The organism is Neisseria basseii (assembly GCF_962707005.1).
Taxonomy (GTDB): Bacteria; Pseudomonadota; Gammaproteobacteria; order Burkholderiales; family Neisseriaceae; genus Neisseria; species Neisseria bergeri.
This window is the reverse complement of sequence record NZ_CAUIXH010000002.1, coordinates 36,895-50,397: the sequence shown is the minus strand read 5'-3', so window position 1 is coordinate 50,397 and position 13,503 is coordinate 36,895. Positions and strand designations below refer to the sequence as shown.

General features: G+C 54.2%; 15 protein-coding genes. 11 read left to right on the top strand and 4 right to left on the bottom strand.

All coding sequences use genetic code 11. From position 1 onward, the window contains the following. Positions 1-33: 33 nt before the first annotated feature. The 3 genes from Q9I99_RS01435 to Q9I99_RS01425 are packed head-to-tail and all read right to left on the bottom strand — an operon-like array spanning position 34 to position 2,556. Positions 34-1,272, bottom strand: coding sequence for a beta-ketoacyl-ACP synthase (locus tag Q9I99_RS01435; protein WP_301667342.1), 1,239 nt, complete (start codon positions 1,270-1,272; stop codon positions 34-36). Then, complete coding sequence (gene fabG / locus Q9I99_RS01430; protein WP_301667454.1) at positions 1,266-1,994, bottom strand: 3-oxoacyl-ACP reductase FabG; 729 nt, start codon at positions 1,992-1,994, stop codon at positions 1,266-1,268. The genes Q9I99_RS01435 and fabG overlap by 7 nt, the downstream gene beginning before the upstream one ends. A gap of 37 nt (positions 1,995-2,031) precedes the next feature. Beyond that, positions 2,032-2,556, bottom strand: coding sequence for a hotdog family protein (locus Q9I99_RS01425; protein ID WP_301667341.1), 525 nt, complete (start codon positions 2,554-2,556; stop codon positions 2,032-2,034). Positions 2,557-2,709: 153 nt separating this feature from the next. Here Q9I99_RS01425 and Q9I99_RS01420 point away from each other — a divergent pair, with 153 nt between their 5' ends. The 9 genes from Q9I99_RS01420 to Q9I99_RS01380 all read left to right on the top strand — a co-directional run bounded on the left by Q9I99_RS01420 (position 2,710) and on the right by Q9I99_RS01380 (position 8,230). Then, complete coding sequence (locus Q9I99_RS01420) at positions 2,710-3,465, top strand: beta-ketoacyl synthase chain length factor (RefSeq protein ID WP_118810765.1); 756 nt, start codon at positions 2,710-2,712, stop codon at positions 3,463-3,465. Further along, a complete protein-coding gene (locus Q9I99_RS01415; protein WP_301667339.1) occupies positions 3,458-4,216 on the top strand; it encodes a lysophospholipid acyltransferase family protein in 759 nt (252 codons plus the stop codon). Before Q9I99_RS01420 ends, Q9I99_RS01415 begins: the two co-directional genes overlap by 8 nt. Then, entirely contained in the window at positions 4,213-4,473 is a 261-nt protein-coding gene (locus Q9I99_RS01410) for a phosphopantetheine-binding protein (protein WP_301667338.1), read from the top strand. The genes Q9I99_RS01415 and Q9I99_RS01410 overlap by 4 nt, the downstream gene beginning before the upstream one ends. 11 nt (positions 4,474-4,484) lie before the next feature. Further along, positions 4,485-4,730, top strand: a complete 246-nt coding sequence (locus Q9I99_RS01405; RefSeq protein WP_002222119.1) for an acyl carrier protein — start codon at positions 4,485-4,487, stop codon at positions 4,728-4,730. A 75-nt stretch (positions 4,731-4,805) separates the two neighbouring features. Beyond that, entirely contained in the window at positions 4,806-5,351 is a 546-nt protein-coding gene (locus Q9I99_RS01400) for a COG4648 family protein (RefSeq protein ID WP_301667336.1), read from the top strand. A gap of 6 nt (positions 5,352-5,357) precedes the next feature. Beyond that, positions 5,358-5,873, top strand: coding sequence for a DUF2199 domain-containing protein (locus Q9I99_RS01395; RefSeq protein ID WP_301667335.1), 516 nt, complete (start codon positions 5,358-5,360; stop codon positions 5,871-5,873). Positions 5,874-5,892: 19 nt separating this feature from the next. Further along, a complete protein-coding gene (gene ubiD / locus Q9I99_RS01390; RefSeq protein WP_301667334.1) occupies positions 5,893-7,371 on the top strand; it encodes a 4-hydroxy-3-polyprenylbenzoate decarboxylase in 1,479 nt (492 codons plus the stop codon). 221 nt (positions 7,372-7,592) lie between these two features. Continuing rightward, entirely contained in the window at positions 7,593-7,925 is a 333-nt protein-coding gene (locus Q9I99_RS01385; RefSeq protein ID WP_301667333.1) for a hypothetical protein, read from the top strand. Positions 7,926-7,936: 11 nt separating this feature from the next. Further along, positions 7,937-8,230, top strand: coding sequence for a 6-aminohexanoate hydrolase (locus tag Q9I99_RS01380; protein WP_107819502.1), 294 nt, complete (start codon positions 7,937-7,939; stop codon positions 8,228-8,230). Positions 8,231-8,584: 354 nt separating this feature from the next. On the opposite strand, the gene Q9I99_RS01375 is transcribed toward Q9I99_RS01380, so the two are convergent. Beyond that, on the bottom strand, positions 8,585-10,705 hold the full coding sequence (locus Q9I99_RS01375; RefSeq protein WP_301667332.1) for an AsmA family protein: 2,121 nt from the start codon (positions 10,703-10,705) through the stop codon (positions 8,585-8,587). A gap of 395 nt (positions 10,706-11,100) precedes the next feature. Here Q9I99_RS01375 and folP point away from each other — a divergent pair, with 395 nt between their 5' ends. After that, a complete protein-coding gene (gene folP, locus Q9I99_RS01370) occupies positions 11,101-11,958 on the top strand; it encodes a dihydropteroate synthase (RefSeq protein ID WP_127404567.1) in 858 nt (285 codons plus the stop codon). A 129-nt stretch (positions 11,959-12,087) separates the two neighbouring features. Next, positions 12,088-13,422, top strand: coding sequence for a phosphoglucosamine mutase (glmM, locus tag Q9I99_RS01365; RefSeq protein WP_301667331.1), 1,335 nt, complete (start codon positions 12,088-12,090; stop codon positions 13,420-13,422). Positions 13,423-13,503: the final 81 nt, after the last annotated feature.

Genomic DNA, 13,503 nt, shown 5'->3' with positions numbered 1-13,503 from the left:
TAAATCAATATGATGTAATCGGATTGTGCGGCTTTATCCGTCCTTCCAACGTTTGAACACCAGTGAAGTGTTCACGCCGCCGAAGGCAAAATTGTTGCTCATCACGTAATCGGTTTGGATTTCACGTCCGCCGCTTAAAATATAGTCCGCCTTGCCGCAGCGCGGATCGATGTCGTTCAAGTTCAGGGTAGGCGCAAACCAGCCGCCGTTCATCATTTCAATCGAGAACCACGCCTCCAGCGCGCCGCACGCGCCGAGCGTGTGCCCCAAATAGCTTTTTTGCGAACTGATGGGCACAAATCCGAACACGGCTTCGGTCGCCAGCGTTTCGGCGATATCGCCTTTTTCGGTTGCTGTGCCGTGCCCGTTTACATAGCCGATTTTATCGGGCGTAATACCTGCATCTTGCAGTGCAAGTTCCATACATTTCTGCATAGTTTCTTTTTGCGGCTGGGTAACGTGGCTGCCGTCGCTGTTGGCGCCGTAGCCGACGAGTTCGGCGTAAATTTTCGCACCGCGCCGTTTGGCGTGTTCCAACTCTTCCAGTACAAAAATCCCCGCGCCTTCTCCGATGACCAGCCCGTCGCGGTTCACGTCGTATGGGCGCGGGGTTTTTTCCGGTTCGCCGTTGCGGCGGCTGGCGGCATAAAGCGAGTCGAAAACATACACTTCGGACGGGCAAAATTCTTCGCCGCCGCCCGCCAGCATCATATCGGTCAGCCCGTATTTGATGGCTTCGTAGGCATAACCTATGCCTTGGCTGCCGGACGAACACGCGCTCGATGTCGGGATGATGCGCCCTTTCAGCCCGAAAAAGATGCCGATATTGGCGGCGGTGGTGTGCGGCATCATGCGTACATAGGTGTTGGCACTGAAGTTGCGCGACGTGCCGGTCAGCAACAATTCGCCCACATCGCCGATGTCTTTGGTGCTGCCGCTGGAAGAGCCGCAGGCAACGCCCATCCGTCCGTCGGTAATACTTTCGTCTCCGAGCAAACCGGCATCCGTCAAAGCCTGCTCCGCCGCATCGACGCACAAATACGACACGCGCCCCATACTTCTGAGCTGCTTGCGCGTCCAATGTTTCGGCGGTGCGTAATCCTCAATCGGCGCACCCAGTTGCGCTTCCAATTCGGGGAAACGTTCGCGCCAATCCATATATTTGACGGCGTTTTTTTCGGCTTTGAATGCTGCCTGTATGCTTTGCCAATCCCGGCCGAAGGCGGTAATGCCGCCTATGCCTGTTACTGCGACCCTTCTGGTATTCAACACAAACCTCCGTTCACCGCAATCACCTGGCGCGTGATATACGCCGCTTTTTCATCCATCAGGAAACGCACCGCGTGCGCCACTTCTTCGGGCAGTCCCATACGCGCGGTGGGGATGGCTTTCAAAATTTCTTCGACAGGTACGTTTTCATCGATAATATCGGTATCGATGAGACCCGGCGCGACACAGTTGACGGTGATTTTGCGTTTCGCCAGTTCGACCGCCAAGGCCTTTGCCGCGCCGATAATGCCCGCTTTTGACGCGCTGTAATTGACCTGCCCGCGGTTGCCCGTCAAACCGGATACCGATGCCATGCACACAATCCGTCCGGCTTTGCGGCGGCGTATCATCGGCATAACCAGCGGATGCAATACATTGTAAAAACCGTCCAAATTAGTCCGCAGCACCACATCCCAATCGTCGTTTGAAAACGCGGGGAAGGCATTGTCGCGCGTCAGTCCGGCGTTCAACACCACGCCGTAATACGCGCCGTTTGCTTCGATGTCGGCGGTCAGAATCTCGCGGCAGGCTTCGCGGTCGGACACGTCAAACTGCAACACGCGCGCATTTCTGCCCAAAGAGCGGATTTCTTCCGCTACGGCTTCGGCTTCATCGCGGCGGCTGCGGCAATGGACGGCGATATCAAAGCCGTCTTCTGCCAAACCGAGTGCGGCGGCTTTGCCTATGCCTCTGTTTGAACCGGTAATCAGGACGGTTTCGGTCATCATTGTTCTCCGTATGTGTGTGCCTGTTCAGACGGCATTAAGTTGTTCCGACAGGGTGTTCGGGGCTGTACACGTTGAGTGAGGCGCGCGCCAAAATGCCGTCTGAAGGGAGTGTTCCGGACGAAGTTTCCGGCGCGTCTGTCCAACGCAGTTCGCAGTCGAACACACCCATCCCCCCGGCATCCTGAATAGACATATGCGCCGTTGCCAGCAGATGCGTGCCGACAGGGACGGATTGGGCGAAGATTTCAAGTTTGCGCGTGCCGAGCAGGAATCCGAGCCGGACCGGTTGCGCGTTTTTTCGGGCTTGGATGCCGGCATATGCGCCGACAGCCTGTGCCATCAGTTCGATAAATGCCGTGTAGGGCAGTATGCCGCCGGCCAGCAGGATGTGGTCGGGTTTTATCTGCGCCCCTGCTTCGACAAAATCATCGCCGTATCGGGTAATGCGGTCTATCAGAACCATACGCCCGCTGTGCGGCAGCAGGGAGGCAGTGTCGGTAATCGGGCATTCTGGCAGTGTGTCCATATATTGCGGCGGCAGGCTGGCAAATACGGGCATTATAATGATAAATGTAAATTCAGGCTAATTCTGGCGGTTTGCCGAGGGGCGGCGTTGTCGGAAAAAATGGCGTGGATGCGTTTGAATTTCGGCATTGTCAGGGGGATGGGCTTTGGTTAGAATGCGGCACAGTGTAAATTTTTGAAAGAAACTATGCCGCCGATTATTTGCCGGTTCCACTTCGACATCGCCGACTGGCGGGTTTCGGGCAGCAAAATGCGCGATATGGCGCAGTGGGCAAAATGGGCGGAATGTCCGGATTTTGCCGACGGTTTGCCCGATGTCAGGCCGGAATTGCCGTTCCTGCCCGCTATGCAGCGCCGCCGTTTGAGTAAGGCGGCGCGTCTGGTATGCGACGCGGCTTGGGACATTGCCTCCGCCCATCCCGGCAGTCCGGTAGTTTATGCCTCGCACGACGGGGAAATGGCGCGCAGTTTCGATTTGTGGTTGGAACTGTTGAAATCGCATACCGTGTCGCCGACTTCGTTCGGTTTGTCGGTGCACAATGCAACGGCGGGGCAATGGTCGATATTGCGTCAGGATATGAGCGAGCAGACGGCATTGGCCGTGTGTGCCGACGGTGTGGAAACGGCATTGGCGGAAGCGGCATCACTGTTGGAAGAGGGATGCGGGTCGGTTTTGGTTTTGGTGGCGGACGATCCGCTGCCGGAAGGATATGCCGTATCGGCGACGCGCGCGCCGTTTGCTTATGCTTTGGCGATGGTCCTGACCAAAGGGACGCGTTACAGCCTGACTTTATCTGCTTCGGACGATATGCCGTCTGAAGCCGGTATGCTGCCCGAGGCATATTGGAGCGGTTTGGAATGGGTGCGCTTTCTGCTGAACGGCAGTCGGGAATGCCGCCGGGTATATCGCAATCGTGAATGGCTGTGGCAGCGGAATGGATAAATTGGATTATTGCCGCCGTTTTTTGGCGACTTGGTTAGGATTTGTGATTTTCGGTGTCGGCGGCATTATGATGAAATTGGTTTTGCTGCCTTACACTTTGAACGGTACTTCAAGGTCTGTCGCCCTCCAATTGGCGGCGCGCCGGATTATCGGAACATCTTGGCGTTTGTTCGTTGCTTATCTGAAATGGTCGGGCGTGTTGGAGGTATCGTTCAGGGGGGTTGAAAAACTCAACCGCCCGGGACAGTTGATTTTGGCAAACCATCCGTCTTTGCTGGATGTGGTGCTGCTTGTCGGTCATGTGCCCGAAATGAACTGCATCGTGAAAAAAGATTTGCAGCACAATCCGGCAATGAGCAGCCAGATTAAAGGTGCGGGCTATATTCCGAACGAAGAGTCGGAAGCAATGCTGGAAACGGTAAAGGCGGTTTTTGACAGCGGGCAGAGCCTGCTGGTGTTCCCTGAAGGAACGAGGACGGGCTGGGACGGACGGGTAAAAATGCACCGGGGCGCGGTTTCTTTGGGGCTGCGCTATGCCGAAGTGATTACGCCCGTATGTATCAAAATGAATCCGCCCAATTTTAAAAAGGGGCAGCCGTGGTACCGCATCCCCCCGAAAAGGATACGGTATGAAATTACCGTCGGAGACGACATCCTCCCCCAAGACTGGCTCGCCGAGAAACCGTTGCCGATTGCGGCGCGGCGGCTGAATGAATATCTACAGGACTATTTTACAAGGAAAACCATATGAACGACTTGGAAGCCCAAATCAAGCAACTGATTATCGACAGTTTGGCTTTGGAAGATATAACCGCCGCCGACATCGGCAGCGAAGATGCGCTGTTCGGCGACGGGGGGTTGGGCTTGGATTCCGTCGATGCGCTGGAATTAGGCTTGGCGGTACAAAAACATTTCGGTTTCCGCCTGGACGGCGAGCAGGAGAACTTGCGCGAACATTTTGCCAATGTCAAAACACTCGCCGCCTTTGTCAAAAGCCGCCAAGCATAAGGATGAAACATATGACCGAACAAGAAATCTACCGGTTGTTGCGCGATACCCTGACCGAGTTGTTTGAAATCGAACCAGAACGGATTACGCCCGATACCAATCTTTACGAAGATTTAGAAATCGACAGTATCGATGCCATCGACTTGATTGACCGTATCAAGCGTGAAACCGGCCGCAAGCTGCAGGCTGAAGATTTCCGCAATGTCCGCACCGTCAACGACGTAGTACAGGCGGTATTGAAGATTCAGGCTGGCTAATCGGGTATTTCTAATTATTTTTCAGACGGCATGTTTTTATCGGATGCCGTCTGAAAACGTTTGTGCGGATTCAAAATGAAACCCGGTTTTTTCGGACATATTTTTCTGACCGTATTCAGCATTGCCTATCCCGCTTTGTGGTATTACGGCAGGGAGGCGGGCTGGTTTGTTTGGCTGGCAGCGGCGATGTGCGGGTTGTGGCTTCTGCGCGCTCTGACTGCCAAATTGCCCCAACAGCGTTATACGGCTTTGTTTATTACACTGTTTTTTGCCGCAGTATTGGTGTTCGGGCGGCGTGATTCAATGTATTGGTATCCTGTCCTCGTTAATTTGATGATGTTGGCGGTGTTCGGGGGAAGCCTGTTTGCCAAACAGACGGTCATAGAAAGGCTCGCGCGTTTGCAACAGCCGGAACTCCCCGGGCAAGCCGTGCGTTATACCCGCCGGGTGACGCAGGTTTGGTGCGTATTTTTTATTGCCAACGGGGCGGTTGCCGCTTTGTTGGCCTGGCTGGGGCGATACGGTTGGTGGGCGGTTTATACCGGCGTGATTGCTTATGTATTGATGGGGATATTGTTTGCCGGCGAATGGCTTTACCGCAAACTTGTTTTGAAAGTCTGAAACCTTATGCACACTTGCACTTCCTGCGGCGAAAAACATGAAGATATGCCGGCAATCGGTTTTGCCATTCCCGATCCCTATAATCAACTCAGTGAAGAAGAACGCATTGCTTATCAAGCGGAATGCGATTCTGATTTCTGCATCATCCGTTATCCCGACCAAACCGACCGCTTTATCCGCGCGGTGCTGCCAATCCCGATTATCGGGCATCAGGAAACGCTGGAATACGGCGTGTGGGTGTCCGTCAGCGAAAAGAGTTTTAACAACTATCAAAGCCGCTTTTACAATAATTCTGAAAACGCCGTTTATTTCGGCATGATCTGCAACCGGCTGCCCCCTTATGAAACCGACACCTTCGGTTTGCACTGCAATGTCGTTACCCAACCCGATGGTCAACGTCCTTTGTTGCAACTCCATCAAGGCAGCGGACATCCGCTGGTACGCGACTTTTATCACGGCATAGAATATGCCGAAGCGCAGGCAAGGATAGGGGCGGTATCCGAATCGGATTGCTCAGGATAAAAAGACAAAAAGGATAAATATGAAATACAAAGACCTGCGCGACTTTATCGCCATGCTCGAGCAGCAAGGCAAACTCAAACGCATCGCGCACCCCGTTTCCCCGCATTTGGAAATGACCGAAATCGCCGACCGCGTGCTGCGCGCCGAAGGGTCGGCGTTGCTGTTTGAAAACCCGATTAAGCCTGATGGTACGCGTTACGATTATCCCGTGTTGGCAAACCTGTTCGGCACGCCCGAACGTGTGGCGATGGGCATGGGTGCGGACAGCGTGTCCAAGCTGCGCGAAATCGGGCAGACGCTGGCGTATTTGAAAGAACCCGAACCGCCCAAAGGCATCAAAGACGCGTTTTCCAAACTGCCGCTGCTGAAAGACATTTGGAGCATGGCGCCGAACGTGGTGAAAAACGCGCCGTGTCAGGAAATCGTGTGGGAAGGCGAAGACGTTGATTTGTATCAACTTCCGATTCAGCATTGCTGGCCGGAAGACGTTGCGCCGCTGGTAACGTGGGGCTTGACTGTAACGCGCGGGCCGCACAAAAAACGCCAAAATCTCGGCATTTACCGCCAACAATTAATCGGCAAAAACAAGCTGATTATGCGCTGGCTGTCGCATCGCGGCGGCGCGCTGGATTATCAGGAATTCCGCAAACTCAATCCCGATACGCCGTATCCCGTTGCCGTTGTCCTCGGTTGCGACCCCGCCACCATTTTGGGCGCGGTAACGCCCGTTCCCGATACCTTGAGCGAATACCAGTTTGCCGGACTGCTGCGCGGTTCGCGGACGGAGCTGGTGAAATGTATCGGCAGCGATTTGCAAGTGCCTGCACGCGCCGAAATCGTGTTGGAAGGCGTGATTCATCCGAACGAAACCGCGTTGGAAGGCCCATACGGCGACCACACCGGCTATTACAACGAGCAGGACCATTTCCCCGTGTTTACGGTCGAACGCATCACCATGCGCGAAAACCCGATTTACCATTCGACCTACACGGGCAAACCGCCCGATGAACCTGCCGTTTTGGGTGTGGCGTTGAACGAAGTGTTCGTACCGCTCTTGCAAAAGCAGTTCCCCGAAATCACCGATTTCTACCTGCCGCCCGAAGGCTGCTCCTACCGCATGGCGGTGGTCAGCATGAAAAAACAGTACGCCGGACACGCCAAGCGCGTGATGATGGGCTGCTGGTCGTTCCTGCGCCAGTTTATGTACACCAAATTCATCATTGTGGTCGATGACGATGTGAACGTGCGCGACTGGAAAGAAGTCATCTGGGCAGTAACCACGCGCATGGATCCCGTGCGCGACACTGTTTTGGTAGAAAACACGCCCATCGATTATCTCGACTTCGCCAGCCCCGTCAGCGGACTCGGCGGCAAAATGGGTTTGGACGCAACCAACAAATGTCCGGGCGAAACCGACCGCGAATGGGGGCGGGTGATTAAAAAAGACCCTGCGGTTACGGCTAAGATTGATGGGATTTGGGAGGAACTCGGCTTATAGTAGATTCAAATAGGATTCCTCGTGTCGTCATTCCCGCGCTGGCGGAAATGATGATAATTGAGTATTTTTTATTTTAAATCAATATATTGAAAGTTAGTTTGATACGCAATGCTGCTTTACGGTTGTAAGGCGGCATTGCTATGCCGCCGTTTGGATTTTCAGACGGCATTTGTGTGTTGCCTATGTGGTTTTGTGTTGGGATGGCAATTTCGAGGCAGCCGATGCCGTCTGAAAGGCGGTTGTCTGGCGGGACAGGCGCGTTCTGTTTGTCTGTTTGGAAACGGTTGGGAAAGGCGTATGTTGGCGGATTTGTTGGACGTAGCGGCTGGGCTTTTTGCGGCAAGCTGCGATTTTGTCCGTTACGGATTGCGGCGGCTGAAAATCCTGTACCGTGCCTGGAAACGAGGCAGCTGGCGGAATGTGCGGCGCGTGTTGCTGCGGCGGAAGATGGCGGTCTCGGCATGGTCGGTGTTCGCCGCACTGCTTGTGGCGGCGTTGATATTTGGCCGGTGGCTGGTTTTTTGTCGGTTGGGCCGGTTTTTAGGATGGCATGAGGGGAAGACACATGGACGAACTGTTCAAATGGGCAGTCAGGATTTTGGCGGCGGTGGCGGACTGGATACTCGAGCTGATGTGTTCGGCATTCCCGTTTGCGGAACCAAGCCGTTTTTTCCATCGGACCGCACGTATCGTTGTGCCGGTTTTGAGCTTGGGTCTGTTTCGTGTCGAAGATTATGGAAACACGGAATGTTTGGACTGGCGGACGTTTTCTGCCGATATGGGCGAATGGATAGGCGGTTGGTTTTGGTTCGCGTTCTTGCTTGCCTTTTCAGTATGGGCAGCCTATGCCCTGTCGTGAAATATAGTGGATTAACAAAAAACAGTACAGCGTTGCCTCGCCTTAGCTCAAAGAGAACGATTCTCTAAGGTGCTGAAGCACCAAGTGAATCGGTTCCGTACTATTTGTACTGTCTGCGGCTTCGTCGCCTTGTCCTGATTTTTGTTAATCCACTATATAACCGACATACTTTGTTTTTGATGCGGCAACGAAAAATCGCTGCGGGTTGACGAAAATACAAATGGCGGCATTGCCAGCCGACACCAAGCCAAACAGATATGGGGCTTGTGTTTCCGATGTGGTACGGTCGGTCGGAAAAGTCATGCCGTCTGAAGCGCGGGGGCGTTTCAGACGGCATTTTTGTACGCAGGGTATTTACGGTTCTTTAGGTTTGAGCCACTGCCATTGTTCCAGCAGGGTGTCTTCGAGGATTTTCTGTTTCTCTTTGCGCGAATTGATGCCGCCGGTCAGCCTGCCGTAATCGACGGTAATGGACGGCTTGTCCACGGTACCGGTGATTTTCAGGGGAATCGGTTTGTTTTTCGGATGGACGGCGTTGCGGATAAGGACATCTTCAGACAATTCCTGCGTATCCAGATTGGTATAGCCGTTGCTGGTAACATAGAGGCTGTCTGAGAAGAGTTCGGTATCGATGTGGCGGCTGATGCCGTCTGAAATTTCGCTGTTGAGCGTGAATCGGTGGAAGGGTGTGCTGGGTACGGCATTGTCGGCAGTTTTGCCCGAAATGCCGTTTTTCAGGATATTGTCCATGTCGATACCGTGCCACGCGCCGTTGGAAATATTCAACGACAGGCTGCCTTGAAGCGAGCGGATAAGCTCTTTTCGGGTTTCGCCGCTCGCGGTCAGGTCGATGACCGCGTCGCCGTTGCCGCTGAAGCTGTGGAAGCCGAACAGGTCTTGCAGCAGCGGTTGGATTTGGATGTTGCTTGCATTCTGTTGCAGGCGGTAAGTGGCGGGACGGGTGTTGGCGATGCTGATGCCGCCTTCGGTATGACCGCCGTAAAGCCTTGACTTGAAACGGCTGAGCGCAATATGGCCTTTGTCAGCGTGGAGGTAGGTTTCCATATCGTCCAGTTGCAGGCCGGGAAGTTGGACATTGCCGATTTTAAGGTGGGCCTCGATATCTCCGGACAGCTTGCCGAGGGTGTCGGGAAATATTTTGCCGTTTTGTTGCCGCACGTCGTCAAGATAGGGGGTTAGGTTCAATTTTTGCAGTGCGACGGCAGCTTCCAGGTGCGGTGCGTCTTTATGTGTGTATCTGAATTTCGCGGCAACGGTTTGGCGGTCGAACGAACCGTTGAGTTCGGCATGCCACTGATGAAGGTTTTTTATGGACATCGAACCGTCGAGCCGGCTAATGAAACGGGGTTGCGGCAGGCGGTTGACGGTATCCTGAAGGGTTGATACATGCAGGCGCGGTGCCTCCAGACCGTTATTCCGGCTCCAAACCAATGGTGAGCCGAGGGAAAAGTTGGTTTGAAGGCGGGGTGTTTTGACGTTGCCGGAGATTTCGGCGTTGCCGATGTTGCCGATACCGGGGTGAAGTTTGGCCTTATCGAGTTTGAACGATCCGCCCCATTGGGAATTCCCGCCGTCGGCGGTAGCGGTAAATGTCCCGTTGACGGTTTCAATTTTAATGCTGTTGTTCCTGAGTGACAGCGTAGGGATTTGGGCGGTCAGGTGGAGGTTGTGGAAGGCGGTGTCGGCACGCAGGCTGAGGTTGGCCGCATCCGGTCCGCCGGCGTTAAAACGGATAGTGGGGTTGCCGGTGGTGGAAACGGTAATGCCGTGCCCGTTTAGGGCGGTCTCGGCTTCGAAATGGAACGGTGAGATTTCGGGCGGATTGATGCCGTCTGAAATGAAAAGCCCTTTGCTTTTCCATGAGGCAGACAGGTTTTCGCCGGTCAGTGTGCCCGAACTTTCAAACTGTTGTCCCGATGAAATGGGGGATTGCAGGTTGAGGCGGACTTCCTTCAGGGTAAACCGCTCTTGCAGGAAGTCGAGGCGGACGGTGCTGTTTTCGATAATGATGCGGTTTACCGAGGCTTTGCGTTTTGGGTTGTCGATCAGGTCTTGGATGTTCCAAACGCCTTTCCCGTCGCGTGTCAGGGCAAGTTCCGCACCTGAAACCACCCATTTTTCAACCTGTATCTGATCCGACCACAGATTTTTCCAGCTCAATCCGATTTTGGTTTCTTTGATGGAAACGGCAGTCCGGTCGCCGCCGGGTTCGGTAATGGTCAGGTTTTTCAGGATGACGGTCGGCCGGGGCAGAAGCCTGCGCTGTATATCTGCATCAAACGAGATTTTCCGGTGCGTATGGGCAATGCTTTGTTGGAGGCGGCTTCGGATGTTTTCAGGTGTGAAGATGCGATATACGGAAGCGTGCAGCCCGATTGCCGCCAAAAGCAGTATCGTCAGCACGGCCACCGCATATTTCAGACGGTATTTGTGGAAAACCGATAATAAATCCATAGCCCGAACAATCCGTAAAACACGCCACAGTATAACACGGCTTGTAGAAATCCTATTTTGTGCGGGCGGATTATAGTGGATTAACAAAAACCAGTACGGCGTTGTCTCGTCTTAGCTCAAAGAGAACGATTCTCTAAGGTGCTCAAGCACCAAGTGAATCGGTTCCGTACTATCTGTACTGTCTGCGGCTTCGTCGCCTTGTCCTGATTTTTGTTAATCCACTATATCTTGCATAAAGGGGTGTTGCCGCGTTTGCAGGGGCGGGGGTTTCGGCGGGTATGTTTCATACGGCGGCGGATTCTGCAAGATACTTTTTTGAAATACCGATGCCGTCTGAAACGGACAAGTTTTGTTCAGACGGCATATAATTTGCTTTTTATTCCGGAGGCACGGATATGGTCGGATGCGTTTGGCAGGCAGGACGGTTTGAAATCGGTTTGGACAAACCGAAAATCATGGGTATCGTGAATCTCACGCCCGATTCTTTTTCCGACGGCGGCGCGTATTCGCAAAATGCCCAAACAGCTTTGGCGCACGCCGAACGGCTTTTGAAAGAGGGTGCGGACATTCTCGACATCGGCGGCGAATCGACGCGGTCGGGTGCGGATTATGTTTCGCCTGAAGAAGAATGGGCGCGGGTTGAGCCTGTTTTGGCGGAAGTGGCGGGGTGGGGCGTTCCCATCAGTTTGGACACGCGCCGCACGGTGATTATGGAAAAAGCGTTGGCACTCGGCGGCGTCGATATTATTAATGATGTGGCGGCGTTGAATGACGAGGGCGCGGTCGAATTGCTGGCGCGTCAGGCGGACACGGGCATTTGCCTGATGCACATGCAGGGTTTGCCCAAAACCATGCAGATTAATCCGAAATATCAAGATGTTGTCGGTGAAGTAGCGCGGTATTTGAAAGCGCGCTCAGCGGAATGTATCGCGGCAGGCATCGCACCGCAACGCATCATACTCGACCCCGGCTTCGGCTCCGGCTTCGGCAAACCCTTGCAACACAATATCGCGCTGATGCGGCATTTGCCCGAATTGATGGCGGAAACAGGTTTTCCGCTGCTCATCGGCGTATCGCGCAAAAGCACGATAGGCGAGCTGACCGGCGAGGCAAATGCGGCGGAACGCGTACACGGCAGCGTGGCGGCAGCGTTGGCTTCCGTAGCGCGCGGCGCGCAAATCGTGCGGGTGCATGATGTGAAGGCGACAGCGGATGCGTTGAAGGTGTGGGAAGCGTTGGGCATCAATCTGTAAAGAGCGGTTCACATACTTCATGCCGTCTGAAAAGGACGGGGCGGCTTCAGACGGCATCAACGGTGCAGACAGCAAGGCACAAACTGACTGTATAATCTCGGACAACGGTTCACATTCTTGGAGCAACACATGGCAAAAAAATATTTCGGCACGGACGGCGTGCGCAGCGAAGTCGGGCAGTTTCCGATTACGCCCGATTTTGTATTGAAACTCGGTTATGCGGCGGGGCAGGTTTTGGTTCAGCACGACACCGACCAGAAACCGACCGTTTTAATTGGCAAGGATACGCGGATTTCCGGCTATATGCTGGAGGCCGCTTTGGTGGCGGGTTTTACCGCCGCAGGTGTCAACGTTATCCAAACCGGACCGCTGCCTACGCCCGGCGTGGCTTATCTGACCCGTGCGCTGCGTTTGTCCGCTGGTGTGATGATTTCCGCGTCGCATAATGCCTATTCCGACAACGGCATTAAATTCTTTGCCGAGGGCGGCGTGAAGCTTTCCGATGAAATCGAGTTGGAAATCGAAGCCAAAATCGACGAAGAAATGAAAACCCAGCCTTCTGCACGCCTCGGTCGCGCACGCCGCATCAGCGGTGCGGACGACCGCTATATCGAATTTTGCAAATCCACCTTCCCCAGTCATTCCGACCTTCGGGGTTTGAAGTTGGTTATCGATACCGCCAACGGCGCGGGGTACGGTGTCGCACCCAAGGTGTTTCACGAACTGGGTGCACAGGTCGTCAGTATCGGCAACGAACCCAACGGCTACAACATCAATGAAAAATGCGGTGCGACTTATACCAAGACACTCCAGGCAGCCGTTTTACAGCATGAAGCCGACTACGGCATCGCCTTAGACGGCGACGGCGACCGCCTGATGATGGTCGATAAAAACGGTAAGGTTTACGACGGCGACAGCCTGATTTACGTCATCGCCAAAGCCCGAGCCCGAGAAGGTATCAACATCGGCGGCGTGGTCGGCACGGTTATGACCAATATGGCGATGGAAATCGCCCTGAAAGAGCAGGGCGTCGATTTCTGCCGCGCCAAAGTCGGCGACCGCTATGTGTTGGAACAGCTGAACCAACGCGGCTGGCTCATCGGCGGCGAAGCCAGCGGCCATATTTTGTGCATGGACAAACACAACACCGGCGACGGCATTATTTCCGCGCTGCAAGTTTTGGCGGCGCTGCAAATCCTGAACCAAGACCTCGCCACCGTTTGCGCCGACTGGCAGCCGTATCCGCAAACTATGATTAACGTGCGCATCCAAAAAGGTCAGAAATGGCAGGAGGCTTCGAAAGACGTGTTGGCCGAAGTGGAAAAAGAACTCGAAGGCAAAGGAAGGGTTGTGTTGCGCGCTTCGGGAACTGAACCTGTCGTGCGCGTGATGGTTGAGGCACGGCAGGCCGATTGGGCGCGCGAAGGGGCGGAACGTATTGCTTCCGCCATCGGCAGCATTTAGGCAAAATCAGGAAAAACCGTTTTCAGAACCGGCCGGTTTTCTGTTTAAATGCCGTCTGAACATGCGGAGGATGCGCGAATC